Raw genomic sequence first — 26,588 nt, 5'->3', positions numbered from 1 at the left:
CGCACCACCCATCGGCTGGCGGGCAGGGCGCCTACGACACCCCGCTGGGCATCACCAACCCGCCCATCGACGAGCTGCTGGACCGCGTGTCGAGCAAGTACGCCCTGGTGATCTACGCCGCCAAGCGGGCCCGTCAGATCAACGACTACTACAACCAGCTCGTCGATGGGCGGGTTGGTGATGCCCAGCGGGGTGTCGTAGGCGCCCTGCCCGCCAGCCGATGGGTCGAACCGGTCGGGGACGGCGGCCAGCGCCGCGTCGGACTGCGGAATAGTCACTTAGGTCAAACTCCTTGGCGGTCAGAGCCCCGAAACGGATTGGCTACCGCTGATGATTCGAATGCTCAATCTCGATTGGATCTGGTCTGGCTCCTGGTCTGGCCAGGCGGGTCATGCGGACTCGGCGCAGTTCCTAGCAGCAAGGATACCAATTCCGCGCACGCAGACTCCAATTGACTGTTGACCACGACCTCGTCGAAGTCATCCTGGGCCGCCATTTCGACGCGGGCGGTCTCCAGGCGGCGCTGCATGGCCTCCGGCGTTTCGGTGCCGCGACCGACGAGCCTGGCCTCCAGGTCCTGCCAACTGGGCGGCGCGAGGAACACGGTGATGGCCTCGGGCATCGCCTTTTTGACCGCCCTGGCGCCGGCCAGATCGACCTCGATGAGCACCGGGATCCCGGCCGCGGTGGCAGTCCGCACCGGCTCGGCCAGAGTGCCCGAGCGGTGCAGCCCGCCGTGGATCTCGGCCCACTCCAGCAGCGCGCCGTCGTCGATGAGCTGCTGGAAGCGGGCCGGGCTGACGAAGTGGTAGTCGACGCCGTCGACCTCGCCTGGCCGGGGTGCGCGCGTCGTGGCCGAGACGGAAAAAAGCAGGTCCGGGATTTGCTCGCGCAGGCACCGGACCACCGTCGACTTGCCGACCGCGGAGGGACCGGACAGCACGACCACACGCCCCCTACCTGGTGGTGCGGGACGCGTGCCGTGCTCGACGTCCGGTCCCCCGCTCGCGCTCACTGGCGCTCCTGGGCCGGTGCGCCCATCGCGCGGGTTGGCCGAGGCCGGGCTAGGAGCCGAACTTTTCCAGCAGGGCCTTGCGCTGGCGGTCGCCGAGGCCGCGCAGGCGGCGGGTGGGGGCGATCTCCAGCTCAGTCATGATCTCTTGCGCCTTGACCTTGCCCACCTTCGGCAACGCCTCGAGAAGCGCAGAGACCTTCATCTTGCCCAGGACTTCGTCGGTCTCGGCGTCCTTGAGCACCTGGGTGAGGTTGGTGCCGCCGCGCTTCAGCCGGTCCTTGAGCTCTGCTCGTGCTCGACGTGCGGCAGCCGCCTTCTCCAACGCGGCCGCGCGCTGCTCGTCGGTCAACTGGGGAAGGGCCACGATTCCTCCGTATCTGATCAATCAATTTCAATCGATCTCATTTTGCCTCGCCGGTTCTTCTGCCAGCGGAGACGACCGTACTCAGGCCTCCTGACGAAATCTAACCCGACCCCCTGGTTCGGGGAACAAACTCCCAGCATGCGCCCGGCGTGTGGTCCGAAAAAGCCATCCACCCGGCCTGCGCGCTGCCCGCCCCGCCGCGCGCCGCCAGCCCGGCGCGAGCGCCTCGGCGACAGCCGAAACATCGGCTCTGAACTGCGGCTTTACCCACCGGGCCGGGCGCCCGCGCGGCCGCCTGGGCGGCGGCGAACGGTGGTGAACGGCGGGGACGGCACGGAGAAACGCCCGTGCCGGGGATCACGCATTTTTCGTCGCGTGTCGCGCGTGTCGCGGTCGCGTCGCCTGTCGCGGCGTGAGCACGCGCCCTTCGCTGGTACGGCCGCCAGCTAATAACCTGCGGGTTACCATCTAGCGGTGTCGAACCTGCGGATCCGTCAGGCCGCTGAGCTGCTCGGAGTCAGCGACGACACCGTCCGGCGCTGGATCAACCAAGGATCGCTCACGGTCAGCCACGACGCGGCGGGCCGCAAGGTCATCGCCAGCGAAGACCTGGCCCGGTTCTCCCGGAACAACGCCCCCGCCCCGCCGCCGGACCCGCTCAGCATCGGCAGCTCGGCCCGGAACCGCTTCGTCGGGCTGGTCACCAGGGTCACCAGCGACAAGGTGATGTCGCAGGTCGAGATGCAGTGCGGCCCATTCACCGTCGTGTCGCTGATGAGCACCGAAGCCGCCGAGGAACTGCAGTTGCGGCCCGGCAGCGTCGCCGTGGCGGTCGTCAAGGCGACCACGGTGATCGTGGAGACCGCGCGGCCCAGCGCGGCCATAGCGTCCGACTGAGGGCCGGCGCGGGCCTACGGTGCGCCCAGATAGGCGACGGCGTCCAGCATCCGCTCGCCCGACGCCCGCAGTTCGGCCACGCCCGGCCCGGCCCGCAGCACCTCGCGGGCCACCGCGGGCAGCAGCTGACCGGCGGCCGCCCCGCCCAGCCCGGCGAGCGCGTCGGGCCGTCCGCCCTGCACGCCGAGGCCGGGGACCAGCACCGGCCCGCCGAGCGCGCTGAGGTCGGGCGCCTCGAGCACGGTCGCGCCCACCACGACGCCGACGTACCCGGGCCCTGACGGGGTCGCGGACTTGTTCACCACCGCCGCCTGGTCGACCACCAGCTGGGCCACCGTGCGGCCGTCGAACGCGGCACGCTGCACGGTGGCACCCTCCGGGTTGGAGGTCGCCGCCAGCACGAACACGCCGCGGTCGTGCGCGGCGGCGGCTTCCAGCAGCGGCCGCAGTGACCCGAACCCCAGGTACGGCGAGGCCGTGACGGCGTCGGCCGCCAGCGGCGAGTCGCCCGCCCAGGCGGCGGCGTAGGCGGCCATCGTGGTGCCGATGTCGCCGCGCTTGGCGTCGGCCAGCACCAGCACTCCGACCGAACGCAGGGCCGCGATCGTGCGTTCCAGCACAGCGAAACCGGCGGCGCCATAGGACTCGAAGAACGCCACCTGCGGCTTGACGACGGCGAAGCCGGCGAACGCCTCGATGCAGATGTCGCAGAACGCGGCCAGCCCGTCGGCGGTGGTCGGCAAATCCCAGGCGCGTAGCAGCTCGGGATGCGGGTCGATGCCCACGCACAGCGGGCCCCGTCGCGCTTTCGCCTCGGCGAGGCGGACGCCGAAACCCGTCATCGGGCGCCTGCGTCAGGCCCGGCGCCGTGGCCGATCAGGCTGTGCAGTTCCTGCAGCGACCGCACGCCGATGTCGCCGCGGATGCCCGCCTCGATGCCCTGGATGGCGGCCGACGCGCCCTGCACCGTGGTGACGCAGGGGATGTTCACCGACACCGCGGCCGAACGGATCTCATAACCGTCGATGCGCGGTCCGGAGTTGCCGTACGGCGTGTTGATCACCATGTCGACATCGCCGGCCTTGATCGCGTCGACGGCCGACGCGGCCGGGCGGCCCGGCTGCGCCGGCTCGAAGTGCTTGCGCACCTCGTCACACGGAATCCCATTGCGCCGCAACATCTCCGCGGTGCCCTCCGTGGCCAGGACGCGGAAGCCCAGGTCGGCCAGGCGCTTGACCGGGAACACCAGGGAGCGTTTGTCCCGGTTGGCGACGGAGACGAACACGGTGCCCTCGGCCGGCAGCGACCCGTAGGCGGCCGTCTGACTCTTGGCGAAGGCCGTGCCGAAGTCGCGGTCGATCCCCATCACCTCGCCGGTGGATTTCATCTCCGGGCCCAGCAGGGAATCGATGGCTGCCCCGTCGATCCGGCGGAACCGGTGGAACGGCAGGACCGCCTCCTTGACCGCGATCGGGGCGTTCCAGGCCGCGTGGGCGCCGTCCCCGGCCGCCGCCAGCATGCCTTCGTCACGCAGCTGGGCGATGCTGGCGCCCAACATGATCCGCGCGCACGCCTTGGCGAGCGGGACGGCAGTGGCCTTCGAGACGAACGGAACCGTGCGGCTGGCCCTCGGGTTGGCCTCCAGGACGTAGAGCACATCGTCCTTGAGGGCGTATTGCACGTTGAGCAGCCCGATCACGCCGATGCCGTGGGCGATGGCCTCCGTCGCGCGGCGCACCTTCTCGATGTCGCTGCGGCCCAACGTGACCGGGGGCAGCGCGCACGCGGAGTCGCCGGAGTGAATGCCGGCCTCCTCGATGTGCTCCATGATGCCGCCGATGTAGACCTCCGCGCCGTCGCACAGCGCGTCGACGTCGATCTCCACCGCGTCCTCGAGGAAGCGGTCGACCAGCACCGGGTGCTCGGGCGACAGCGCGGTGGCGCGGGTGATGTAGCCCTCCAGCGTCTCGTCGTCGTAGACGATCTCCATCCCGCGGCCGCCCAACACGTACGACGGCCGCACCAGCACCGGATAACCGATCTCGTCGGCGATCCGGCGAGCCTGCGCGAAAGTCGTTGCCATGCCGTATTTCGGCGCGGGCAAGCCGGCGCCGGCGAGCACGTCGCCGAACGCGCCGCGGTCCTCGGCCAGGTCGATCGCCTCCGGCGGGGTACCCACGATCGGGGCCCCGGCGTCGGCCAGGCGCTGCGCCAACCCGAGCGGGGTCTGGCCGCCAAGTTGCACGATGACGCCCACCACGCCGGGCCCCGCACCGGCCGACTGCTGTTCGGCGCGGTACACCTCGAGGACGTCCTCGAACGTCAGCGGCTCGAAGTACAACCGGTCTGCGGTGTCGTAGTCGGTGGACACCGTCTCGGGGTTGCAGTTGACCATCACGGTCTCAAAACCGGCCTGACTCAACGTGGTTGCCGCGTGCACGCAGCTATAGTCGAATTCAATGCCCTGGCCGATGCGGTTGGGCCCGGACCCCAGGATCAGCACCTTGGGCCGCTCGGCCTGCGGGGCCACCTCCGTCTCGGCGGCGGGGTCGAGTTCGTAGCTGCTGTAGTGGTAGGGCGTCTTGGCCTCGAACTCCGCCGCGCAGGTGTCGACGGTCTTGTACACCGGGTGGATACCGAGGCGCTCGCGCAGCGAGCGCACCCCGTTCTCCCCCGCCAGTTCCGGCCGCAGCGCGGCGATCTGGCGGTCCGACAGCCCGCTGTGTTTGGCCCGCCGCAGCAGGTCGGTGTCGAGCACCGGGGAGTCCACCAGCTCGGCGCGCAGCTTACCCAGCTCGCCGATCTGGGCCACGAACCACGGATCGACGCCGCTGGCCTCGGCGACCTGCTCGATCGACGCACCCAGCCGCAGCGCCAGTTCGATGTCGTAGAGCCGGCCCTCGGTCGGGGTCCGCAGCCGGTCGAGCACCTCGTGAACGTTCCCATCCGGATCCGGCTTGGTCCAGAAACCGGCGCGGGTGGTTTCTAGCGACCGCATCACCTTGCCGAGCGCCTCGATGAAGTTGCGGCCCAACGACATTGCTTCGCCGACGGACTTCATCGTGGTGGTCAGGGTCGGGTCGGCCCCGGGGAACTTCTCGAACGCGAACCGCGGCGCCTTGACGACGACATAGTCGAGTGTGGGTTCGAAGCAGGCCGGCGTTTCCTTGGTGATGTCGTTGACGATCTCGTCGAGGGTGTACCCGATGGCCAGCTTCGCGGCGATCTTGGCGATCGGGAAGCCGGTGGCCTTGGAAGCCAGCGCGCTGGACCGCGACACCCGCGGATTCATCTCGATGACGATCAACCGGCCGTCGACCGGGTTGATCGCGAACTGGATGTTGCAGCCGCCGGTGTCCACCCCGACCTCGCGCAGGATCGCGATGCCCAGGTCGCGCATCCGCTGGTATTCCCGGTCGGTCAGCGTCATGGCCGGCGCGACGGTGACCGAGTCGCCGGTGTGCACGCCCATCGGGTCGAAGTTCTCGATCGAGCAGACCACGACGACGTTGTCGTTGCCGTCGCGCATCAGCTCGAGCTCGAATTCCTTCCAGCCGTAGATCGATTCCTCGATCAGCACGTTGGCGCTGGGGCTTTCGGCCAGGCCGGCGCCGGCCATCCGGTCGACCTCTTCGACGGACCGCGCCATGCCCGACCCCAGCCCGCCCATGGTGAAGCTGGGCCGCACCACGACGGGCAGCCCGAGCTCGGAGACCGTCTCGCGGACCTCTTCCATGGTGAAACACACGCGGCTGCGGGCGGATTCGCCGCCGACCTTGGCGACGATGTCCTTGAACATCTGCCGGTCCTCGCCGCGCTGGATGGCGTCGATGTCGGCCCCGATGAGCTCGACGCCGTGCCGCTCCAGCGCCCCGTTCTCGTGCAGCGCGACCGCGGTGTTGAGCGCGGTCTGCCCGCCGAGGGTGGCCAGCAGCGCGTCGATCTTGTTGCCACGCTCGGCCTGCTGGGCGATTACCCGCTCCACGAACGCCGGGGTGATCGGCTCGACGTAGGTGTGGTCGGCGTACTCCGGGTCGGTCATGATGGTGGCCGGGTTGGAGTTGATCAGGCTGACCTGCAGCCCCTCGGCCCGCAGCACCCGGCAGGCCTGAGTGCCGGAGTAGTCGAATTCGGCCGCCTGGCCGATGACGATCGGCCCCGAGCCGATCACCAGCACGTGGTGTAGGTCGGTGCGACGCGGCACTAGCGCCCCCTTTCGCTCTGTTGGGCGGCCATCAGGTCGATGAATTGGTCGAACAGGTATTCCGCGTCGTGTGGTCCGGCGGCGGCCTCGGGGTGGTACTGCACCGAGAACGCGCGGCCGTCAGCGAGTTTGACGCCCTCGACCACCCCGTCGTTGGCGCAGGTGTGGCTGACGACCGCCGGGCCGAACGGGGTGTCGAAGGACTGGCCGGCCTCACCTTCCAGCGCGAAGCCGTGGTTCTGCGCGGTGACCGCCACCCGCCCGGTGGCGTGGTCCATCACCGGGATGTTGATGCCGCGGTGGCCGAAGACCATCTTGTAGGTGGACAGGCCGAGCGCGCGGCCCAGGATCTGGTTGCCGAAGCAGATGCCGAACAGCGGGATTCCGGCGCCCAGCACCTCGCGGGTGAGGGCGACGACGTGGTCGGCGGTGGCCGGGTCGCCGGGGCCGTTGGACAGGAACACGCCGTCGGGTGCAATGTCGGCGATCTGCTCGAAGGTGGTTGACGACGGCAGCACATGGCTGCGGACCCCGCGGCGGGCGAAGTTGCGGGGCGTGTTGGTCTTGATCCCCAGGTCCAGCGCGACCACCGTGAACCGTTGCGGGCCTTCCGGTTCCACGATGTAGCGCTCCGGCGTGCTGACCTCCCCGGCGAGATCGGCGCCGAGCATGGACTGCTGTCCCCGCACCCGCTCCACCAGCTCGGCGGGGTCGGCGAGCGCTTCACCCGAGAACACCCCCGCCTTCATCGATCCGCGGGTGCGCAGGTGTCGCACCACCGCGCGGGTGTCGATGCCGGCGATCCCGACGATGTGCTGGCGCACCAGCTCGTCCTCCAGGGTGCCGCTGGCGCGCCAGTTGGACGCCCGCGGCGACGGGTCGCGCACCGCGTAGCCGGCGACCCAGATCTTGTCGCCGCGGCTCTCCGCGTCCTCGGTGTTCCAGCCTGTGTTGCCGATCTGCGGAGCGGTGGCGACCACGATCTGTCGGTGATAGCTGGGGTCGGTCAGCGTCTCCTGGTAGCCGGACATGCCGGTGGAAAAGACGACCTCGCCGAGCGTTTGGCCGATCTTGCCGAACGGCGTGCCCGTGAAGACGCGCCCGTCCTCGAGCACGAGCAGTGCTTTACTCACGAGCGCGCTCCTCTCCCCCGCGAGCGGGTGGGGTCCCCGCGGAGCTGGTGAGTGCCCCCACATCGCTTCGTGCCCCGCAAGCGGGCGGTACCCCACTGCATCGTCGTCGCGCGACTCACGCCGCTCCCTCCTGCCGGGACTCCAGCCACCCGGTGTAATCATCGCGGTGATTCGCCCGAAAGCCGGTGTCGATCTCGACCCCCGACGGCAGCCGCCACCGAATCGCCAATATCCCGATCCGAGCCACGGCCCGGCCGCCCATGCTGCGCTCGATGCGGATACCGGTGACCGAGTCTTGCGGAATCCAGATCGGTTGGGCCCGTTGCCGTTCCACCATGATCCCGCCGACATAGCGGGTCAGCACCGCCCTGCTGCGGAAACCCAGATCACCGGCGGCGATCCGTTCGTGCCAGCCCGGCGCCATCATGGAACCGCAATAGTGGCCGCTGGTGGTGATGAGCGCCGCACCCACCTCGTCGGGCACATCGGGCAGGTCACCGATCAGCCCATCCTGCCGCTCCGAGCGACGCCGCCAGCTGCGCATCATCAGCTGGATCACCACCGCGATCACCACCACCAGCACGGCCGCGAAGATCAGCGACCCCACCAGCGTGCCTGAATTCATGCCGGGCACTTCCCGTCTCGAGCGGTGACCTTGCCCCGCAGCAGTGTCGCCGTCACGGTCGCCGGCAGGGCCATCGACTCGAATGGTGTGTTGGCCGACCGGCTGGCCAGATCGGAGCCGGCGACGGTCCAGGTGGCCTCGGGGTCCACCACGGTCACGTTGGCCGGTTCCCCGACCTCCAGCGGGCGGCCGTGATCGGGCAGCCCGACGATGCGCGCGGGGTTTTCGCTCATCACCCGCGCCACGTCGCGCCACGTCAACAGCCCCGGCGTCACCATCGTGTGCACCACGACCGACAGCGCCGTCTGCAGGCCCAGCATGCCCGGGCGCGCCGCGGAGAACTCCACACACTTCTCGTGCTCGGCGTGCGGCGCGTGATCGGTGGCCACACAGTCGATGATCCCGTCCGCCAGGGCCTGGCGCAGCGCCACCGCGTCGGCGGCCTCGCGCAGCGGCGGGTTGACGCGGTTGCGCCCGTCGTAGCTGGCCAGCCTGCTGTCGTCGAGCAGTAGGTGATGCGGGGTGACCTCGGCGGTGATCGAGATGCCTTGGTCCTTGGCCCATTTCAACAGCTCGACGGTGCCAGCGGTGGACGCGTGGCAGATGTGCACGCGGGCGCCGGCGTCGCGCGCCAGCAGCGCGTCGCGGGCGACGATCGATTCCTCGGCGGCCCGCGGCCATCCCGAAAGCCCGAGCCGGGCGGCGGTGGGGCCCTCGTGGGCGACGGCGCCCACGGTCAGCCGGGGTTCCTCGGCGTGCTGGGCAATCAGTACGCCCAGGCCGGTGGCGTACTCCAGGGCGCGGCGCATCACCAGCGGGTCGTGCACGCAAACGCCGTCGTCGGAGAACATCCGCACCTGCGCGGCGCCGGCCGCCATCATGCCCATTTCGGTGAGCTCGGCGCCGGCCAGCCCGACCGTGACGGCGCCGACGGGGTGGACGTCGACGAGGCCGACCTGCTGCCCGCGGTGCCACACGTGGTCGGTGACCACCGGGCTATCGGCGACGGGATTGGTGTTGGCCATCGCGAACACCGCCGTGTAACCGCCCAGGGCCGCTGCGGCCGAACCGGTTTCGATGTCCTCGGCGTATTCGCGGCCCGGCTCGCGCAGGTGGGTGTGCAGGTCGACGAACCCGGGCAGCAACACCTGCCCGGTGGCGTCGATGACGTCCAGGTCTTTTTCGAGCCCTCCGGCCTCGGCGAGCCCGGCGCCGATGGCGGCGATCTGGCCGTCATCGACCAGCACGTCCACCCGGTCGCCCTCGCCGTACAACCGGACCCCGCGAATAAGCACGCTCATGCTGCGATCTCCTCCGCCCCCACCAGGACATGGAACAGCACCGCCATGCGCACGTGCACACCATTGGAAACCTGTTGCAGCACGGCCGATTGCGACGAGTCGGCCACCGAAGAGGCGATCTCCATGCCGCGCAGCATCGGACCGGGGTGCAGCACCACGGCGTGGTCGGGCAGCATCGCCTGGCGGCGATCGGAAAGGCCGTAGCGCGAAGAGTATTCGCGCACCGACGGAAAGAAGCCGCCGTTCATGCGCTCGGCCTGAACCCGCAGCATCAGCACCGCGTCGGCAGCGGGCAGCTCGGCGTCGAAGTCGCCCGTGACGGTGACGGGCCAGCCGTCGACCCCGACCGGCAACAGTGTCGGCGGCGCCACCAGCACCACCTCGGCGCCCAGGGTGTTCAGCAGCATGACATTGGAGCGGGCGACCCGGCTGTGCAGGATGTCGCCGACGATCACGATGCGCCGGCCCTCGATGCCGCCGAGGCGCTGGCGGATGGTCAGCGCGTCCAGCAGCGCCTGCGTCGGGTGTTCGTGGGTGCCGTCCCCGGCGTTGATCACCGAGGGGCCGGCGTTGTTGTCGGCGCACGTCCAGTCGGCGAGCAGGTGGGCCGCGCCGGACGCCGGGTGGCGGATGATGAGCGCGTCGGCGCCGGCCGCGCGCAGCGTCAACGCCGTGTCGCGCAGCGACTCACCCTTGCCCACCGACGATCCCGCCGCGCTGACGTTGATCACGTCGGCGCTCATCCACTTGCCGGCCACCTCGAACGACACCCGGGTGCGGGTGGAATTCTCGTAGAACATCGTGATGACGGTGCGCCCGCGCAGGGTGGGCAGCTTCTTGATCTCGCGGCCCACCAGCGCCTGGGCGAAGCGGTCGGCGTCGTCGAGGATGGCGGTGGCCTCGTCGCGGGTCAGGTCGCCGGCGGCCAGCAGGTGACGGGTCATCGGGAGATCACCACCCCGTCGCGCCCGTCCTGCTCGCTGAGCAGCACGTGCACGCTCTCGCTGCGGGAGGTCGGAACGTTCTTGCCGACATAGTCGGCGCGCAGCGGCAACTCGCGGTGGCCGCGGTCGACCAGCACCGCGAGCTGCACCGCCCGGGGGCGGCCGACGTCGCGCAGCGCGTCCAGGGCGGAGCGCACCGAGCGACCGGAGTACAGGACGTCGTCGACGAGGATCACCAGCGCGTCGTCGATGCCGCCGGCCGGGATCGAGGTGGCCTCCAGCGGCCGCGGCGGCTTTTGCATCAGATCGTCTCGGTACAAGGTGATGTCGAGCCCGCCGTGGCCGACTTCGACGCCGCTGAATTCGGCGATGTGGGTGGCCAGCCGCTCGGCGAGGATCACCCCGCGGGTCGGGATGCCCAACAGCACCACCCGCGGCGCGGACCGGCTCGCGTCATCTAACGCGGTCTTTTCGATGATCTGATGCGCGATACGGGAAATGGTGCGACCCACGTCGGCCGCCGACATCAGTTCCCGGGACCCACGGCTCAAGCCGCCCTCGTCCACAGCACCCATGCGAGACTTGACCTCCTTCTCCGCCTCGCCGGACGGATCGTTAAAGGATGTCGACTGCACGGCAGCGTAGCACTTGTAGGTGGGGCGGGCGCCGCGGGGCACGAGTGCGCCGTGCCGGGGTCGCCGCCGCGACCCACGGGTCCCCCAGGCGTCTCTCCGGGAGCCGGCACCTCGACACCGAGGCAGGTAACCAGGGACCCTAGGCAGCCCCGGCCGCACCGTGGGAGCCGGCGAGCCTCGGTGCGAACGGCCCCTAGGTGCAGGGAAGTTGCCCGTCGAGCACGCAATTCGACGGTGGCGTGAAGGAACCGATCAGCGCGCCCCTCATGCCGCCCGTGGCCGAACCGCCGGGCGCAATGCTGCGATTCCAGTTCGCGGGGGTGAGCGTGAAATGGGTGCCCGATTGGGTGACGTTGCTATTCCACGTGTGCAGGACGGATTGCCCCGCCGGCATGTCGAAGTCGATCCGCCAATCGGTGAGTGGCACCATGCTCAAGTTGGTGACGGTGAAGTTGGCGATGAAGCCGGTCTGCCACGCATGTTCCACCGACAACGTCGCCGCGGCGGGCGCAGCCGCACGAGCCGCCGGGGTGACGGCGAGTCCGAGGGTGGCGACCAGCACTGCCGACACGGATACGTGAAGGGCTGTGCGCCAGCGCTTCACGTATTTGTTCAGTCCGGCCATGCAGCCAACAGTAGAGCCACACGGGCGTCATCGACCCGCGCATCGCGGCACGCTGCAGTACCTTTGCCCAACCGAAACCGTGATGAAATTTTGCGCCCCGACACGACGCCGCCTACCTGGGAACGGGCACGCGTCGCACCCGCCCCAGTGGGGGCACGCGTCACGCTACCCTGGCGCAAGTGACCGGATTCTCCCGAATGCAGCACATGGACTTCGACGCGCTCTACCGCGGCGAGAGCCCCGGCGAAGGCATTCCGCCCATGCCGACGCCCCCGTGGGATACCAAGGCGCCCAAAGACAGTGTCGTCGCTTGGCATAGCGGCGGCTGGGTGCACGGCGAGGTCCTGGATATCGGGTGCGGGCTAGGCGACAACGCCATCTATCTGGCTCGAAACGGATTCGGCGTCACCGGGCTGGACATCTCACCCGCCGCGCTGGCCACCGCCCGGTGCCGCGCCCGCGACGCCGGAGTCGACGTGAGGTTCGCGGTGGCCGACTCCACCAAGCTGGAGGGCTACTCCGACGCCTTCGACACCGTCGTCGACAGCGGCATGTTCCACTGCCTCGACGACGACGGCAAACGCAGCTACGCCGCCGCGGTGCACCGGGCGACCACGCCCGGTGCCACGTTGCTCATCAGCTGCTTCTCGGACGCCAACGCCCCCGACGAGCGATGGCCGCGGCCGGCCGTCTCGGAGCAGACGCTGCGGGACATCCTCAGCGGCGCGGGGTGGGACATCGAGTCGCTCGAGCCCGCGACGATGCGCCGGGAAGTGGACGGCGAGGACGTCGAGATGGCGTTCTGGTACGTCCGCGCGCAGCGGCGTTGACCGAACCCCCGCTCGCCGCGACCGCGGGATTTCGGCCCGGGTAATCGGCCGGCGCGGAGAAGAAAGTACGTTCGATTGGTGAGCGAGGAGTTCTGGGTTACCCGCCGCGATGTCGGGGAAGCGGTGGTGTTGCAGGTCAGCGGCGTGGTGGACATCATCACCGCACCGTCACTCGCCACCCACATCGACGTTGCCCTGGCCGGCACGCCCGCCGTGCTGGTCATCGACCTCAGCGAGGTCGACTTCCTGTCCTCGGCGGGCATCACCGTGCTGGTCGAGGTCCACCGCCTGACCGAGAACAGCCCGACCTCGCTGCGGGTGGCGGCCGACGGCTCGGCCACCAGCCGGCCGCTGCGCATCGTCGGCCTCGACCAGTTCATCAACCTCTACCCCACCGTGGACGAGGCCTTGACCGGGGCTCCGCGCGGTCCGGAGCTAACCTGACCGGGTGAATCTCGACGTCAATGCGGCCTCCGTTCGTGAAGTGTGCGACGCGGGCCTGCTCGCCGGCGCGCTGACGATGGTCTGGCGGCGGGGAGAAGTCCTGCAGGTCAACGAAATCGGTTACCGCGACGTGGAAGCCGGCCTGCCGATGCAACGCGACACGCTGTTCCGGATCGCGTCGATGACCAAGCCGGTCACCGTCGCGGCGGTGATGAGCCTGGTCGACGAGGGCAAGCTGACGCTGAAGGACCCGGTCGTGCGCTGGGTGCCGGAGCTGGCCGACGTCCGGGTCCTCGACGACCCACACGGCCCGCTCGACCAAACCCACCCCGCCCAGCGGGCCATCCTGATCGAGGACCTGCTCACCCACACCAGCGGCCTGGCCTACGGCTTCTCGGTGTCCGGACCGATCGCCAAGGCCTACGTGCGGCTGCCGTTCAACCAAGGCCCGGACGCCTGGCTCACCGAGCTGGCCAAGCTGCCGCTGGTGCATCAGCCCGGCGACCGGCTCACCTACAGCCACTCCATCGACCTGGTGGGCGTCATCGCGTCGCGCATCGAGGGCAAGCCGTTCAACCAGGTGCTCGACGAGCGGGTCCTGGGCCCGGTCGGCATGCCCGACACCGGATTCTTCGTGTCCCCCGACGGGCGGCGCCGCGCGGCGACCATGTACCGGCTCGACGGGCAAGGCCAGCTGCACCATGACGCGATGGGGCCGCCGCACATCAAGCCGCCCTCCTTCTGCAATGCCGGTGGCGGGTTGTGGTCGACCGCCGACGACTACCTGCGGTTCGTGCGGATGCTGCTCGGCGACGGGACGATCGACGGCGTGCGGGTGCTCTCCCCCGGGTCGGCCCGGCTGATGCGGACCGACCGGCTCACCGACGAACAGAAGCGCCACGACTTCCTCGGGGCGCCCTACTGGGTCGGCCGCGGCTTCGGCCTGAACCTGTCGGTGGTGACCGACCCCGCCAGGAGCGGACCGCTGTTCGGTCCGGGTGGGCTCGGAACGTTCAGCTGGCCGGGCGCCTATGGGACCTGGTGGCAGGCCGACCCGACGGCCGATCTGGTGCTGCTGTACCTGGTGCAGAACCTGCCAGACATGTCCGCGGACGTGGCGGCGGCCATCGCCGGCAACACGTCGCTGGCGAAACTGCAGTCGGCGCAACCGAAATTCGTCCGCCGGACCTATCAAGCGCTCGGCCTGTGACGTGGTCAATTACCCGCCCGACCGCATCACCGGACCCCGCCTCGTCCTGCGCCGCCCCGTGCTCGACGACGCCGGCGCGCTGTACCAGCGGGTCGCCCGCGATCCCGAGGTGACCAAGTACCTGATGTGGGCGCCGCATTCCGACGTAGCGGCGACGCGCCGGGTGATCACCGAGAAGCTCAACGCCACCCCCGACGAACGGACGTGGGCGATCGAATTGCGGCACAGCGGCGAGGTGGTCGGGCTGACCAGCTGCCGGCGCCCGGTGCCGCACTCGGTCGAGATCGGTTACTGCCTGGGCCGCCGCTGGTGGGGCAAGGGCCTGATGGGCGAGGTGCTCGATATGCTGCTGACCGCGCTCGACAGCGACCGGGCCGTGTATCGGGTGTGGGCCACGTGCAACGTCGACAACGAGCGCTCGGCCCGGTTGCTGGAGCGCGCCGGTTTCGTGTTGGAGGGGCGACTTGCCCGCCACGCCGTCTACCCCAACCTGGGGTTCGAGCCGCAGGATAGCCTGCTCTACGCGAGGATCTTGCGCTGATCGGTTGTGCGGCGCGGCGCAAGTTGAACTATTCGGGGGCTTGGTGGCGTTCACTCAAAGTGACCGGCCCCTAGTGAGGTGAAGTGACGGATTGCGAGCGATCGTCGTCGCGGCGCGGCGGCGAGCCAGATGCACAGCCCCGGGAAGCTTGGAGCGCTGGCCGCGGGGTCCTGGACGGCGCCTTCCGACTTCTGCAGGCGTTGCCGCAGACCGGCCGCGGCCACCAACACAGCGACCTGGCACGCATCACCGGGATTCCGCGATCGACCGTCTACCGCCTGCTGTCCCAGCTTGAGGCCGTCGGCGCGGTCGAACGCCTGCCCGACGGACACTACGTGCCCGCCCCCTTACTGTCGGACATCGCGCGCCGCGGGGACCCACACGCCGCGCTGCGCGCGAAGGGCCTGCAGATAATGCACGCGCTGCGCAACCGTACCGGCGCAACGATCTCGCTCGTCGTCCCCACCGCACAGGGCAGCACAGCGCTCGAAGTGGTGCCGGGCCGACTGGCTCTGCCCACGCCGATCTACTCCGGCATCGCGATGCCGAGCACATCCGCGGCCGCCCTGGTCTTTGACCCCAGCCCCGCGCCCGAACGCGTCAACCCGGTCGACGGGTGGGCCCACGACGACGCGCGGGTGCATTCGGGATTGACGTGCTATGCGTCGGCCATTCGGGTCGGCGGACGTACCGAGGCCGCACTGCAGATCTCGACACCGGTCGACCGGCCTTCCAGCCGGTTCGCGACCCTCATCCGCCGAGCCGCCGACCGCGTCGCCGAACAGCTATCAGCTGTTACCGGATAGCCAACGGCGGGAGTCTGTTTCGCGCCGTGTCGGGCGTCGGACCAGCCGCGTTTAGGCAAACCTTGGCCTGTTGGGCGGTCGCTGTCCGCTGAGCGGACAGACGCGTGACGGAGGTCTTCGGCATGCCTAGCTTCGGATTCGCAAGGTACTCAAGGACCGACCGGCCCACCGAGTGCAGTGGTATGACGCGGCGTCGCCGCGACGAACGGAGTCGTTTGATGACAACACGTTTCAGTGTCCCGAAGACAGACGCCGAAAGTGTCGCTCGCTATACCGATCGCGAATTCGATCGCAAGGTGCAGGCCAACCAGCGCAAGCTGCGCGCCGCGTTGCGCGGCGTCTACGACTTCGTGGTGTGCGGCTCGGGTTCATCGGGTTCGGTGGTTGCTCGCAGATTGGCCGAAAACCCGGCTGTTCAGGTACTTCTCGTGGAAGCCGGCGGGGCGGACAGCGTGCCGCCAGTCGTGGACCCCACCGCCTGGCCGACGAACATCGGCACCGACAGAGACTGGTGCTATACCAGCGAGCCCGAACCGGCCCTCGATGGCCGACGCCTGCAGATGTCAATGGGCAAGGTGCTCGGCGGAGGGTCCAGCATCAACGCGATGGTGTGGTCGCGCGGACACGCCCGAGACTGGGATCTATTCGCGGCCGAGTCCGGTGACCCGGGATGGAGCTACCAGTCGATTCTGGACATCTATCGCCGGATCGAAGACTGGCACGGCGATCCCGATCCCGCTTTTCGGGGCACCGGCGGTGAGGTATTCGTTCAACCGGCACCCGATCCTCATCCAGTCGCTCTGGCAATGCTGCACGGAGCCAAGGCTATTGGTGTACCACACTACGAGAACGCGAACGGCCGGATGATGGAGTCCGGTCGCGGTGTGGCGCTGGGCGATTTGCGGCTCAGCGGCGGCCAGCGGCTGTCAGCGTTCCGGACGTACACCTACCCGCTGATGGATCGCCCGAACCTGACCGTGCTGCCCGGTGCGATGGTGACCCGCGTCATCGTCGACGGACGCCAGACACGCGGCGTAGAGATCATCTACCGCGGGCAGAGCCACCGAATCTTGGCGGCCGCGGAGGTCGTGCTCTCGCTGGGCGCGATCAACACGCCGAAGGTTCTCATGTTGTCGGGTCTGGGCGACCGTGATGAACTCCGCGAATTCGGCGTCGACGTCGAGCATCATTTGCCCGGAGTCGGGAAGAATCTTCAGGATCACACCGCGTTCGATTGCGTCTGGGAATACCCCGATGGCGCACTGCCCCTGCGCAATAACGGCTCGGAAGTGGTGGTGTTCGAGCGGATCACTCCCTCGAGCGACGGCCCGGACATTTTCATCTGGCAGGCAGAGGCGCCGCTGTCCACCCCGGAGAACATCGCGCAATACGGACTTCCGGAATCCGGGTGGACGTTGTTCTCCGCGATCGCGCACCCCCACAGCCGCGGGCAGGTCCGGCTGTCGGGCGCCGATCCCCTGTCCCCGCCGCGCATCCACACCAACGCGCTGGCCGAACGCGCCGACGTCGACGCGGCACTGGCCTGCATCGCGCTGTCCCGCGAGATCGGCAACTCCGCGGAATTGAGGCCTTATGTCAAGCGCGAGATCATGCCGGGCGACCTGCACGGCGATCAGCTGGAAGCGTTCGTGCGCAACGCAACCCGGACCTTCTGGCATCAATGCGGCACCGCGAAGATGGGGCGCGATCCGATGTCGGTGGTCGACGGCGAACTGAAGGTGCACGGCGTTGAGGGCCTGCGCATCGCCGACGCCTCCGTCATGCCTCGCATCACGACGGGGAACACCATGGCGCCGTGCGTGATCATCGGCGAACGTGCCGCTCAATTGCTGAGATCCGAGCATCGGGTCTAGCCGCCGGACCAGACTGCCGACCCGCAAGCACTTCGCACCTGGAGTAGAGATGGACCGCTTCGACTATGTGATCGTCGGCGGCGGCACGGCGGGCTGTGTGCTCGCCGCCCGCTTGTCGGAGGATTGCGGAACACGGGTCGCGCTGCTGGAGGCGGGCCCCGGCGAGGGCCCCGCACGCATGTCGGACCCCACCGCGGCGTTCACGTTATGGGGATCTGACGTCGATTGGGGTTATTCGACCGAACCCCAGCCTGGCACTTACGGTGCCGCACACCCGTATCCGCTTGGACGAGTGCTCGGCGGTTCGAGCAGTATCAACGCAATGCTTCACCTGCGGGGCCACCCCGCCGGCTATGACGCATGGCAGACGCTCGGCGCGCACGGCTGGAATCACCGTTCCCTGCTGCCGTATCTGCGCCGCTGTGAACGCGCCGAAGGGCGCGACCCCTGGATCCGCGGCATGACCGGCCCGATGACCATCGAACCGCCCTACCCACCAAGTCCATTAGCCCAAGCGTGGGCGGAAGCCGCGACCGAGGCCGGCTATACGGCGAGCGATGACCAGGCCCGCGCACGCGTCGGCGCCGTTTCGTGGGCGGACATGAACGTAGTCGAGGGCCGGCGCCAGAGCGCCGCCGACGCGTACTTGCGGCCAAACTCGGGCCGTCCGAACCTAACGGTAATCACACGCGCGTTCGTCACGCGCCTCCTCATGGACGGAACACGCTGCACTGGTGCGGAATACGTGACAGACGCGGGGGTCCGGGTTCTGCGGGCCGATCGCGAAGTGCTGATCGCCGCGGGCGCGATCGGATCGCCTGTGCTGCTCATGAGGTCCGGGGTAGGCGACGAGGGCGTCCTGCGCGATGCGGGAATTCCCACCGCCCACCACTTGCCCGGGGTCGGACTGAACCTGCACGACCACATCATCGCCGGCGTCGTCTATCGGCTCAAGAAGCCGGTAGTGGGACCGCCAGGTCCGCTGCCCTACGCGCTGTGCCGGAGCGCAGCGGATTCCGATCCCGACATTCAGCTCATCCTCAATCCTGGCCCTTGGGGACCGCGTTGGGCGTCGTCAGCCGTCACCGGCTACTCCATCATGTTCGCGCTCATGTCGCCGGCAAGCCGAGGTACGGTACGGATCAGGTCTGGAGATCCGGCCTCACCACCGCTGATCGATCCCGGCTTCCTGACCGACGAACGCGACACCGGCCGCATGGTGGCAGCGCTTCGCCTGGCCCGCGAGATCGGTGACAATGCGGCGCTCGACCCGTGGCGTGATGCAGAAGTAAGCCCGGGCGCAAGGGTTTCCGACAACTGCGCTCTCCGCGACTTTGTCCGCCGCTGCGCGACCACGTATTTCCATCCCGTCGGCACCTGCCGCATGGGCAGCGACGATCTCGCCGTGGTAGACAGCGCGCTGCGCGTCCGCGGCATGGAGGGGTTGCGCATCGCGGACGCATCGGTCATGCCGGCCATCGTTCCGGCCAACACCAACGCAACCGTTCTGGCCATCGCCGAACGCGCCGCGGCGATCGTGCTGGGCGCCGAAGGGACACACCCGTGACAAATCGTTTCGCTCTGACCGATCTGCGGATTCCCGCCGTCTCGGCGCCGATGGCAGGCGGTCCTTCGACACCGGCGCTGGCCGCTGCGGTCTCCAACAGCGGCGGCCTCGGATTCCTGGCCGGCGGCATGGTTTCGGCGACTGCTCTGGAGCAGGCGTTCACCGCGGCGCGGCGCCGGACGTCCGGTGCCCTGGGCATCAATGTCTTTGTGCCGCAACAGGCCTGTTGCGATCGCGACCGGGTGGCCGCATACGCCCGCCGACTGTCGCCGGAGGTCGGACGCTATGCCACGCATCTCGGCGTCCCGCGCCACGACGATTTCGGTTGGCAGGCGAAGTTGGACCTGCTATGTGACCTGCGGCCGGAGGCGGTGTCGTTCACGTTCGGTCTACCGGGCCCTGACGTGTGCCGCAGGCTCCGCCAAGCCGGCATCTTGGTGCTCGGCACGGTTACCAGCGTTGACGAGGCGTCGCTGGCCGTTGCTTGCGGTGTCGACGCCGTGGTGGCGCAGGGGCCGAACGCCGGCGGCCACCGGGCGACATTCGACGCGCGCAGCATCCCGAGTTCCCTGCCCCTAGATCGCCTTCTGCGCGAAGTGTCGGCCGCGGTCGATTGCCACGTCGTGGCCGCGGGTGGGCTGGCGAGAGCCACCGACGTCGCCCGAATCCTTGAGCTTGGCGCCACCGCGGCCCAGTTCGGAACGGCGCTGCTGCTGGCCGATGAAGCCGGGACCAACCCCGTGCACCGTGCGGCACTGCGTGATCCGCAATTCACCGAAACGGTCCTCACACGGGCGTTTACCGGGCGCTACGCCCGATCGCTCAACAACCGTTTCATCAAGGATCACGACCACCACGCGGTATTCGGGTTCCCAGAGGTCGCGCACCTGACCTTGCCGATCCAGGCCGCCGCCGTGACGATCGCGGATCCGCACGGGACGAGCCTGTGGGCCGGCACCGCCTTCGACGAAGCGAAATCCGGCTCAGCCAACGCCATTCTGGCCGATCTGATGCCATGACGAACGACAGGAGACGGACATAGATGCCTCAGCTCAAGAAGGTCGCAGTCATCACCGGCGCTTCCAGCGGAATCGGTGCGGCTTTGGTCGAAACCTACTGCGCGATGGGCTACTCCGTGACCGCGAACTCCCGCAACATCGGTGCGTCTGCGCGGCCCGATTTGCTCACGGTTTCCGGTGATGTTGCGGATCCCTCGACAGCCGAACGGATCGTCAATGAAACCGTTGCCCGCTTCGGGCGAATCGACACCCTCGTCAACAACGCCGGAGTCTTCTTGGCCAAGTCGTTCACCGAGTACACGCTCGAGGACTTCGGCCGTGTCATGGGCACGAATGTCGCCGGCTTCTTTCACTTGTGCCAACGGGTGATCGCGCAGATGCTCTTTCAGGGGCCGGGCGGCCACGTCATCAACGTGACGACCACCCTGGTGGAGCGGCCCGATGCCCGTATTCCGGCGGCTCTGACCGCCCTCTCCAAGGGTGGCTTGGACGCAGTAACCAAAGCGCTGGCCATCGAGTACGCCCGAAGCGGCGTCCGCGCTAACGCGATCTCCCCGGGCGTGATCGACACCCCGATGCACGGGGGACTTGACGTCACCGGTGTCTTCGCCCACATGCATCCACAGGGTCGGGTCGGCACGATCGCCGACATCGTCCGGGGCGTCCAATATCTGGAGACTGCGCCGTTCGTCACCGGCGAGGTTCTCCACATCGACGGCGGCCAGAGCGCGGGACGCTAGGGATCGTTCGCAGGGGCATCATCCAGGTCGCGAATTCTTCGGCGTGCGTCCAGGGCGGAACACGCTGGCGCGTCGCCGCCGTGGCCGCACCCTGAAAGTCGTCAGCGCACCCCGGATCGCCGACAGGCGGACTAGGTTCCGGTTCGAGCGTCATGCCAGATTTCGCGCATGTCCCATGTCCGGTCGAAGAAGGTCGCTCGGCACTCCAGGTTGCGGCACTGCTTGAAGCGGACCCATACTCCGGTACGCTGGCTGATAAAAACTTCGCCCATGATCGCCGAATGAAACCACCGCCAACCGTCACCTGAGGGCGTCCACGACACCTCTCCCTCGCGCCACGCAAGGTTCACACTCGCGTCTGATTTGGGCAAGCGGGCCTCAGTCGGCAATCTTGGTCCGAACCAGCTATCCAGCGTGTCCCGCAGTTGCCTGAGCCGTCCCGCGTCAGCATCGGTCAGTTCGGGAGCGCGACATTCCGCGCCCCGCAGGTGCGACCAGCCCCACACAGCGGTGTTGGCCCAGGCCTGCGCGTGGGTCCCGTCGCGAAGCAGATCCGGTCCATGTACAGCGCTCGGGCGCGTGTTGAGAAAATCCTGTACGAGCGCCAGGCCGTTGGGCGCCGGCGCGCAGTTGTAACGCCGAGTAGCCCACCACAACGATGCAGCAAGCGTTTTCTCGCCTTCATGCTCCGGCACCACCGCAGCAAAGTCGGGCCATAATTTCATGACTATCTCCACTATTCCTCTGTGAATGCAGACTTTGGGTTGAAGCAATCTGGTTCAACCCGTGCGGGACATACCGGCCCTCGGCGGCGACGATGTTGGCGGCGGCCCTGCAACCACCTGCCTCGGCTGGCTAATCTGTTGCGGGAGTGATGATTTTGAAGCATTCATCGGTGGTTCGTGGTCAAGAGTAGGCGTCCGACATCCGCAGGAACCACACGTTGTCCGATCAGTGGACAGATCCGCAGGCGTCGCGTCGATGCCCCACGTGCCTCAGCGTGCCACTCGCGTTGGTGCGAACGGCTCTGGGCGCCTGCGTTCTTGGGAAACTGTCCGGTCAATGGACAGTGGGTCGCCGTTGGCTGGCAGTGCTTCTAGCGTCAAGCCTGTCCATCGTGAGTGCACGGTGGTGGCATTGACGAGCTACGGCTCCATGCTGGTTCGAAGAACGGGTACGGGCGGAAGGGCGAATCATGACAAGTGGTTCACTGCACGACACGCAACGGCTGCACGATGGCGGCAACCAAGACGAGCGGCTTGCTCGCAGGTTGGCCGAATTGTATGACGTTGATCCACAGATCCGTTCAGCTGATCCCCGTGTTGAGGTGATTGAGGCGGCCTGCATGCCCGGTATGCGGCTGACCGAGATTTTCGAGACGATTGTCGAGGGCTACGCCGGTCGCCCGGCGCTCGGACAGCGGGTCCGGGAGCTGGTGACCGACGCCGCCGGCCGAACGTCGGTGCAGCTGCAGAATGCGTTTGAGACCATCACTTATCGCGAGGTCTGGGACCGGGTGCGTGCGATCGCCAGCGCCTGGCGCCACGATCCCGCGGGTGCGGTGGCCGCCGGCGATGTGGTGGCAACCGTCGGGTTCTCCAGCGCCGATTATTTGGTCGTCGACATGGTCTGTGCGTACCTGGGTTTGGTGACGGTGCCGTTGCAGCACAGTGCCGCGGTGTCGACACTGCGATCGATCATCGAGGAGTGCGAACCGAGGATCGTGACAGTGAGCGTGCAGTACCTCGACCTGGCCGTTGAGGCAGTGACGGGGTTTTCGTCGGTGCGGCAGCTGATGGTGTTCGACTATCAGCCCGAGGTTGACGACCAGCGGCAGAACCTCGCCCGAGCCAGCGCTCGCCTGCAGGAGGCACGCGCCCAGGTTGTCGTGACGACCGTAGACGAAGTCGTCGCGCGCGGCGGCCGGCTGCCCGCCGGACCGGCATTCACCGGTTCCAGCGACCAGCGGTTGGCGATGATCATGTACACCTCGGGCAGCACCGGCATGCCCAAGGGCGCAATCTACACCGAGCGGATGGTCGCCGATGTGTGGACCTCCGGGTTTTTCTTAACACCGGGCATGCCGGTGATCAACGTGAACTTCATGCCGCTGAATCATCTGGGTGGGCGGCTGCCGCTGGCGTCGGCGTTCATCGCCGGCGGTACGAGCTACTTTGTTCCCAAATCCGATCTCTCGACGCTGTTCGATGACTGGGCGCTGGTGCGGCCCACCGAAATTGGTGTCGTTCCGCGGGTGGTCGAGATGCTGTTCCAACATTGCCGCGGCCTCGCGGAGCGCCGGATCGCTCAGGGAGCCGACTCCACATCCGCTGAGCAGGCGGCGGCGAGCGAGTTGCGCGACAAGGTGCTCGGCGGGCGGGTGCTGGGCGGATTCGTCGGTGCCGCACCGCTTACCGCGGAGATGAAGGCGTTCCTGGACGCGACGCTGGGCGTGCACATTATCGACGGGTACGGCCTGACGGAGACGGGGGTCATCAGCAGAGATGGCGTGGTCAGCCGCAAGCGGGTACTCGACTACAAGCTGATCGACGTCCCCGAGCTCGGTTACTTCCTCACCGATCTGCCTTACCCGCGTGGGGAATTGCTGGTCAAGACCGCCACGATGACGCCGGGTTACTACAAGCGCCCGCAGCTGACCGCTCAGGTCTTCGACGAGGACGGCTTCTACCGGACCGGTGACGTGATGGCCGAGATCGAGCCGGATCGCCTGACTTACGTCGATCGCCGTAACAATGTGCTCAAGCTGGCTCAGGGCGAGTTCGTCGCCGTGACCAACCTCGAAGCCGTGTATGCCGGGACACCGCTGGTGCGACAGATCTTCGTGTACGGCAACAGTGAACGGTCAAGCCTGTTGGCCGTGATTGTGCCCGCCCCGCCAGCGCTGGCCGAATACGGCAACGGTCCGGCGCTGAAAGCTGCGTTGCGTGAGTCGTTGCAGCGGGCCGCGGCGGCGGCAGGGCTGCAGTCCTATGAGGTGCCCGTTGACTTCCTGATCGAGACAGAACCGTTCACGGTCGAGAACGAGTTGCTCTCCGCGTTGGGTAAGCAGCTGCGACCGCGGCTCAAGGAGCGTTACGGCCAGCGGCTCGAGCAGATGTATGCCGACATCGCCGGTGCAGTAGCCGACGAGATGCGAGAACTGCGTCAGACCGCGGCGGATCGTCCCGTCGTGGAAACGCTCGCCCGAGCCGCTCGCGCGCTGCTCGGCACCGCGGCCGCGGACCCCATTTCCGGAGCCCGTTTCACCGACTTGGGCGGGGATTCGTTGTCCGGGTTGACGTTCTCGAATCTGCTCGAGGAGATCTTCGGGGTACACGTGCCGGTCGGGGTGATCCTCAGTCCGGCTAACACCCTTGAAGAGCTCGCGAACTACGTTCAGGCGCAGCGCGTCGCCGCCGCGCCGCGTCCGACCTTTGCCACCGTCCATGGTCGAGGCGCGACCTCCGTCTCGGCCGACGAGTTGTCGCTGGACAAGTTCATCGATGGCGAGACGTTGTCGAACGCATCGGCATTGCCGCGCGCCACCGGTGAGCCCGGCACCGTCTTGCTGACCGGTGCCAGCGGTTGGCTGGGACGGTTCCTGGCGCTGGAGTGGCTGGAGCGACTGGCCGGGCGGGGCGGCAAGCTGATCGCCATCGTGCGCGCGCGTGACCCTCAGGAAGCCAGGGCGCGATTGGACAAGGCATTCGATAGCGGCGATCGCGATCTACTGAACAGATTCCACACCTTGGCCGGCAAACACCTGGAGGTATTAGCGGGTGACATCGCGGAGCGTGATCTGGGGCTGGACGCTGCGGCCTGGAAGCGACTGGCCGAGAGCGTCGATCTGATCGTGCACCCGGCCGCGCTGGTCAACCACGTGCTGCCCTACGAGCAGCTGTTCGGACCCAACGTTGTTGGGACCGCCGAGCTTATCCGGCTAGCCATGACCACCCAGATCAAGCCGCTCACCTACCTCTCCACCGCCGCGGTGGCGATGACCGTGCCGCCCGGCCAGTTCGAGGAAGACGGCGATATCCGGCGGACCAGCTCGTCACGGCCGCTCAACGACGACTACGCCAACGGCTACGCCAACAGCAAGTGGGCCGGCGAGGTGTTGCTCCGGGAGGCCCACGACCGGTGCGGCGTGCCGGTGACGGTGTTCCGGTCCGACATGATCCTGGCGCACACCCGCTACCGCGGACAGCTCAACGGGCCCGACATGTTCACCAGACTGATCTTCAGCCTGCTGGCGACAGGCATTGCACCGCACTCGTTCTACGAAGACCCCGGCACCGGTGACCGCGCGCGAGCACACTATGACGGCCTCCCGGTCGACTTCGTGGCCGAGGCCATCACCACGATCGGCGCTTCGGTCCCCTGCGGCCACCGATCCTTCGACATGCTGAACCCGCACGACGACGGGGTCTCCCTGGACGTGTTCGTGGACTGGCTGATTCGGGGGGGCCACCGCATTCAACGCATCGATGACTACGACGAGTGGCTGCGCCGATTCCAGATCGCGCTGACCGGTTTGCCTGAGCGGCAACGTAACCACTCCGTTCTACCCTTATTGCACGCATTCCGCGCTCCGGAAAAACCCATCCGGGGCGCAGCCGCACCCACCGATGCGTTCCAAGCCGCGGTACGTGCAGCCAAAGTCGGGACGGACCATGACATCCCGCATATCACGGTGGAGCTGATCGACAAATACGCCAACGACCTCCGCCAACTCGGCCTGTTGGACCTGCACGCTAGGGGCTTCTAGCCGCGGACGAGTCGACAGAGCGGCTTGACTGCTAGGCGACCGCGTTAGTCGATAAGGCATGAGGGGACGTTGCGCTATGGGTCAACGCAGCTGGTTTATCACCGGTGTGAACAGTGGGTTCGGTCGGCACCTCAGCGAATTGCTGCTCGCGCGGGGCGAACGGGTCGCCGGCACCGTCCGTCGGGCAGGTTCGGTGCGCGACCTGCAGGACCGCTACGGTGATCGGTTCTGGGTGGCTCACCTCGAGGTCACCGATTCCGTCGCCGTCCGCGATGTCGTCAATCGCGCATTCAGCGACTTGGGGCGCATCGACGTGGTCATCAACAACGCCGGATACGGGCTGTTCGGGGCTGTAGAGGAGCTGACCGATGAGCAGATCGCCCACCAGCTCAACACCAACCTCGTCGGCTCCATCCAAGTGGTCAAGGCGGCGCTACCGCATCTGCGCGCCCAGGGTGGGGGTCGCATCCTGCAGCTGTCGAGCTACGGCGGGCAAGCCTCCAACCCGGGCGCGTCTTTGTATCACGCGAGCAAGTGGGGCATTGAGGGCTTCATGGAGTCGACCGCCAAGGACGTGGCCCCGTTCGGGGTGGGTATCACCATCGTCGAGCCAGGCGGGGCCCGCACCGAATTCCGAACCAGCTCTTCCCGATTGGGCGCCAACCAATTGCCGGCCTACGACATCAGTCCCGCCACGCTGACTCGCGGCATCAAAGATCCCGCCCTTCCGCCACCGACCGGTGATCCGGTGAAGATGGCGAATGCCATGATTGACAGTGTCGATGTGGACCCACCCCCGTTGCGCCTGGTCCTGGGCAGCGATGCGTACGGCGCGATCCGACAGGCGCTTACCGAGCGTTTGGCGGCGGTCGAGGCACAACGCGATCTCGCCGCAACTGTGGGGATTGCGTGAAAGCCGTCCTGGCGACTGCATTGATTCGCGCATGGAGCACGGTTGGCTACCACCGCCCCGCACAGCCCGGTAGCCCGCCGCGGGGAGGTCGCGGGCCGCATCGTGCGGCGCGACCGCGGCCCGCAATTTCGCG

At 67.9% G+C, this 26,588-nt stretch carries 23 protein-coding genes and 1 pseudogene; 13 read left to right on the top strand and 11 right to left on the bottom strand.

Annotated elements, in window-relative coordinates:
- Positions 1–170 (top strand): annotated as a pseudogene (gene rpoZ, locus A5695_RS27080) (DNA-directed RNA polymerase subunit omega); the annotation flags it as partial.
- A gap of 173 nt (positions 171–343) precedes the next feature.
- Here the strand turns inward: rpoZ and gmk are convergent.
- Positions 344–1,015 (bottom strand): guanylate kinase, encoded by a 672-nt coding sequence (gmk, locus tag A5695_RS02095; protein ID WP_156749413.1) that lies wholly within the window; start codon positions 1,013–1,015, stop codon positions 344–346.
- Positions 1,016–1,064: 49 nt separating this feature from the next.
- A complete protein-coding gene (gene mihF, locus A5695_RS02090; protein WP_007171927.1) occupies positions 1,065–1,379 on the bottom strand; it encodes an integration host factor, actinobacterial type in 315 nt (104 codons plus the stop codon).
- Between the two features lie 474 nt (positions 1,380–1,853).
- Between mihF and A5695_RS02085 the strand changes: the two genes are divergently transcribed.
- Positions 1,854–2,276, top strand: coding sequence for a molybdopterin-binding protein (locus A5695_RS02085; RefSeq protein WP_068077546.1), 423 nt, complete (start codon positions 1,854–1,856; stop codon positions 2,274–2,276).
- 14 nt (positions 2,277–2,290) lie between these two features.
- Here A5695_RS02085 and pyrF read toward each other — a convergent pair whose 3' ends face one another.
- The 8 genes from pyrF to A5695_RS02045 all read right to left on the bottom strand — a co-directional run bounded on the left by pyrF (position 2,291) and on the right by A5695_RS02045 (position 11,743).
- Complete coding sequence (pyrF, locus tag A5695_RS02080) at positions 2,291–3,118, bottom strand: orotidine-5'-phosphate decarboxylase (RefSeq protein WP_068077544.1); 828 nt, start codon at positions 3,116–3,118, stop codon at positions 2,291–2,293.
- On the bottom strand, positions 3,115–6,480 hold the full coding sequence (gene carB / locus A5695_RS02075) for a carbamoyl-phosphate synthase large subunit (RefSeq protein WP_068077542.1): 3,366 nt from the start codon (positions 6,478–6,480) through the stop codon (positions 3,115–3,117). The genes pyrF and carB overlap by 4 nt, the downstream gene beginning before the upstream one ends.
- On the bottom strand, positions 6,480–7,613 hold the full coding sequence (gene carA / locus A5695_RS02070) for a glutamine-hydrolyzing carbamoyl-phosphate synthase small subunit (RefSeq protein WP_068077540.1): 1,134 nt from the start codon (positions 7,611–7,613) through the stop codon (positions 6,480–6,482). The genes carB and carA overlap by 1 nt, the downstream gene beginning before the upstream one ends.
- Before the next feature lie 115 nt (positions 7,614–7,728).
- Complete coding sequence (locus tag A5695_RS02065) at positions 7,729–8,238, bottom strand: transporter (RefSeq protein WP_068077565.1); 510 nt, start codon at positions 8,236–8,238, stop codon at positions 7,729–7,731.
- Positions 8,235–9,539: a dihydroorotase gene (locus tag A5695_RS02060; RefSeq protein WP_068077538.1), complete on the bottom strand. Its 1,305-nt coding sequence runs from the start codon at positions 9,537–9,539 to the stop codon at positions 8,235–8,237. The genes A5695_RS02065 and A5695_RS02060 overlap by 4 nt, the downstream gene beginning before the upstream one ends.
- Positions 9,536–10,483: an aspartate carbamoyltransferase catalytic subunit gene (locus A5695_RS02055; RefSeq protein ID WP_068077536.1), complete on the bottom strand. Its 948-nt coding sequence runs from the start codon at positions 10,481–10,483 to the stop codon at positions 9,536–9,538. Before A5695_RS02055 ends, A5695_RS02060 begins: the two co-directional genes overlap by 4 nt.
- A complete protein-coding gene (gene pyrR / locus A5695_RS02050) occupies positions 10,480–11,058 on the bottom strand; it encodes a bifunctional pyr operon transcriptional regulator/uracil phosphoribosyltransferase PyrR (RefSeq protein ID WP_068077563.1) in 579 nt (192 codons plus the stop codon). Before pyrR ends, A5695_RS02055 begins: the two co-directional genes overlap by 4 nt.
- 253 nt (positions 11,059–11,311) lie before the next feature.
- Complete coding sequence (locus A5695_RS02045) at positions 11,312–11,743, bottom strand: cellulose-binding domain-containing protein (RefSeq protein ID WP_068077534.1); 432 nt, start codon at positions 11,741–11,743, stop codon at positions 11,312–11,314.
- Positions 11,744–11,940: 197 nt separating this feature from the next.
- On the opposite strand from A5695_RS02045, the gene A5695_RS02040 reads away from it, so the two are divergent.
- The 9 genes from A5695_RS02040 to A5695_RS02000 all read left to right on the top strand — a co-directional run bounded on the left by A5695_RS02040 (position 11,941) and on the right by A5695_RS02000 (position 20,774).
- Complete coding sequence (locus tag A5695_RS02040; RefSeq protein ID WP_068077532.1) at positions 11,941–12,573, top strand: class I SAM-dependent methyltransferase; 633 nt, start codon at positions 11,941–11,943, stop codon at positions 12,571–12,573.
- A gap of 78 nt (positions 12,574–12,651) precedes the next feature.
- Positions 12,652–13,017, top strand: a complete 366-nt coding sequence (locus A5695_RS02035; protein WP_068077530.1) for an STAS domain-containing protein — start codon at positions 12,652–12,654, stop codon at positions 13,015–13,017.
- A 4-nt stretch (positions 13,018–13,021) separates the two neighbouring features.
- Positions 13,022–14,227 (top strand): serine hydrolase, encoded by a 1,206-nt coding sequence (locus A5695_RS02030; protein WP_068077528.1) that lies wholly within the window; start codon positions 13,022–13,024, stop codon positions 14,225–14,227.
- 1 nt (position 14,228) lies between these two features.
- Positions 14,229–14,768 (top strand): GNAT family N-acetyltransferase, encoded by a 540-nt coding sequence (locus tag A5695_RS02025; protein ID WP_068077526.1) that lies wholly within the window; start codon positions 14,229–14,231, stop codon positions 14,766–14,768.
- An 83-nt stretch (positions 14,769–14,851) separates the two neighbouring features.
- Positions 14,852–15,574: a helix-turn-helix domain-containing protein gene (locus A5695_RS02020; RefSeq protein WP_082945798.1), complete on the top strand. Its 723-nt coding sequence runs from the start codon at positions 14,852–14,854 to the stop codon at positions 15,572–15,574.
- A gap of 218 nt (positions 15,575–15,792) precedes the next feature.
- Entirely contained in the window at positions 15,793–17,448 is a 1,656-nt protein-coding gene (locus A5695_RS02015; RefSeq protein WP_082945797.1) for a GMC family oxidoreductase, read from the top strand.
- A 67-nt stretch (positions 17,449–17,515) separates the two neighbouring features.
- Complete coding sequence (locus A5695_RS02010) at positions 17,516–19,015, top strand: GMC family oxidoreductase (RefSeq protein WP_197515329.1); 1,500 nt, start codon at positions 17,516–17,518, stop codon at positions 19,013–19,015.
- Positions 19,012–20,034, top strand: coding sequence for a nitronate monooxygenase (locus A5695_RS02005; protein WP_255398566.1), 1,023 nt, complete (start codon positions 19,012–19,014; stop codon positions 20,032–20,034). The genes A5695_RS02010 and A5695_RS02005 overlap by 4 nt, the downstream gene beginning before the upstream one ends.
- Positions 20,035–20,057: 23 nt before the next feature.
- The gene (locus tag A5695_RS02000) at positions 20,058–20,774 is read left to right on the top strand and encodes an SDR family NAD(P)-dependent oxidoreductase (protein WP_068077520.1); all 717 of its coding nucleotides are present in this window, start codon (positions 20,058–20,060) and stop codon (positions 20,772–20,774) included.
- Positions 20,775–20,905: 131 nt separating this feature from the next.
- Here A5695_RS02000 and A5695_RS28215 read toward each other — a convergent pair whose 3' ends face one another.
- Positions 20,906–21,499 carry a peptide chain release factor 2 gene (locus tag A5695_RS28215; protein WP_156749412.1) on the bottom strand — a complete coding sequence of 198 codons (594 nt, stop codon included), beginning with the start codon at positions 21,497–21,499 and terminating at the stop codon, positions 20,906–20,908.
- A 470-nt stretch (positions 21,500–21,969) separates the two neighbouring features.
- On the opposite strand from A5695_RS28215, the gene car reads away from it, so the two are divergent.
- Both car and A5695_RS01990 read left to right on the top strand, forming a co-directional pair.
- On the top strand, positions 21,970–25,542 hold the full coding sequence (gene car / locus A5695_RS01995) for a carboxylic acid reductase (protein WP_068077518.1): 3,573 nt from the start codon (positions 21,970–21,972) through the stop codon (positions 25,540–25,542).
- A gap of 76 nt (positions 25,543–25,618) precedes the next feature.
- A complete protein-coding gene (locus A5695_RS01990) occupies positions 25,619–26,455 on the top strand; it encodes an SDR family oxidoreductase (RefSeq protein ID WP_068077516.1) in 837 nt (278 codons plus the stop codon).
- The last annotated feature ends 133 nt before the right edge of the window (positions 26,456–26,588 follow it).

Source organism: Mycobacterium sp. E1747 (assembly GCF_001667775.1).
Taxonomy (GTDB): domain Bacteria; phylum Actinomycetota; class Actinomycetes; order Mycobacteriales; family Mycobacteriaceae; genus Mycobacterium.
Note: the sequence above shows the minus strand (reverse complement) of the source record. Positions and strands in the feature narration are given on the sequence as shown.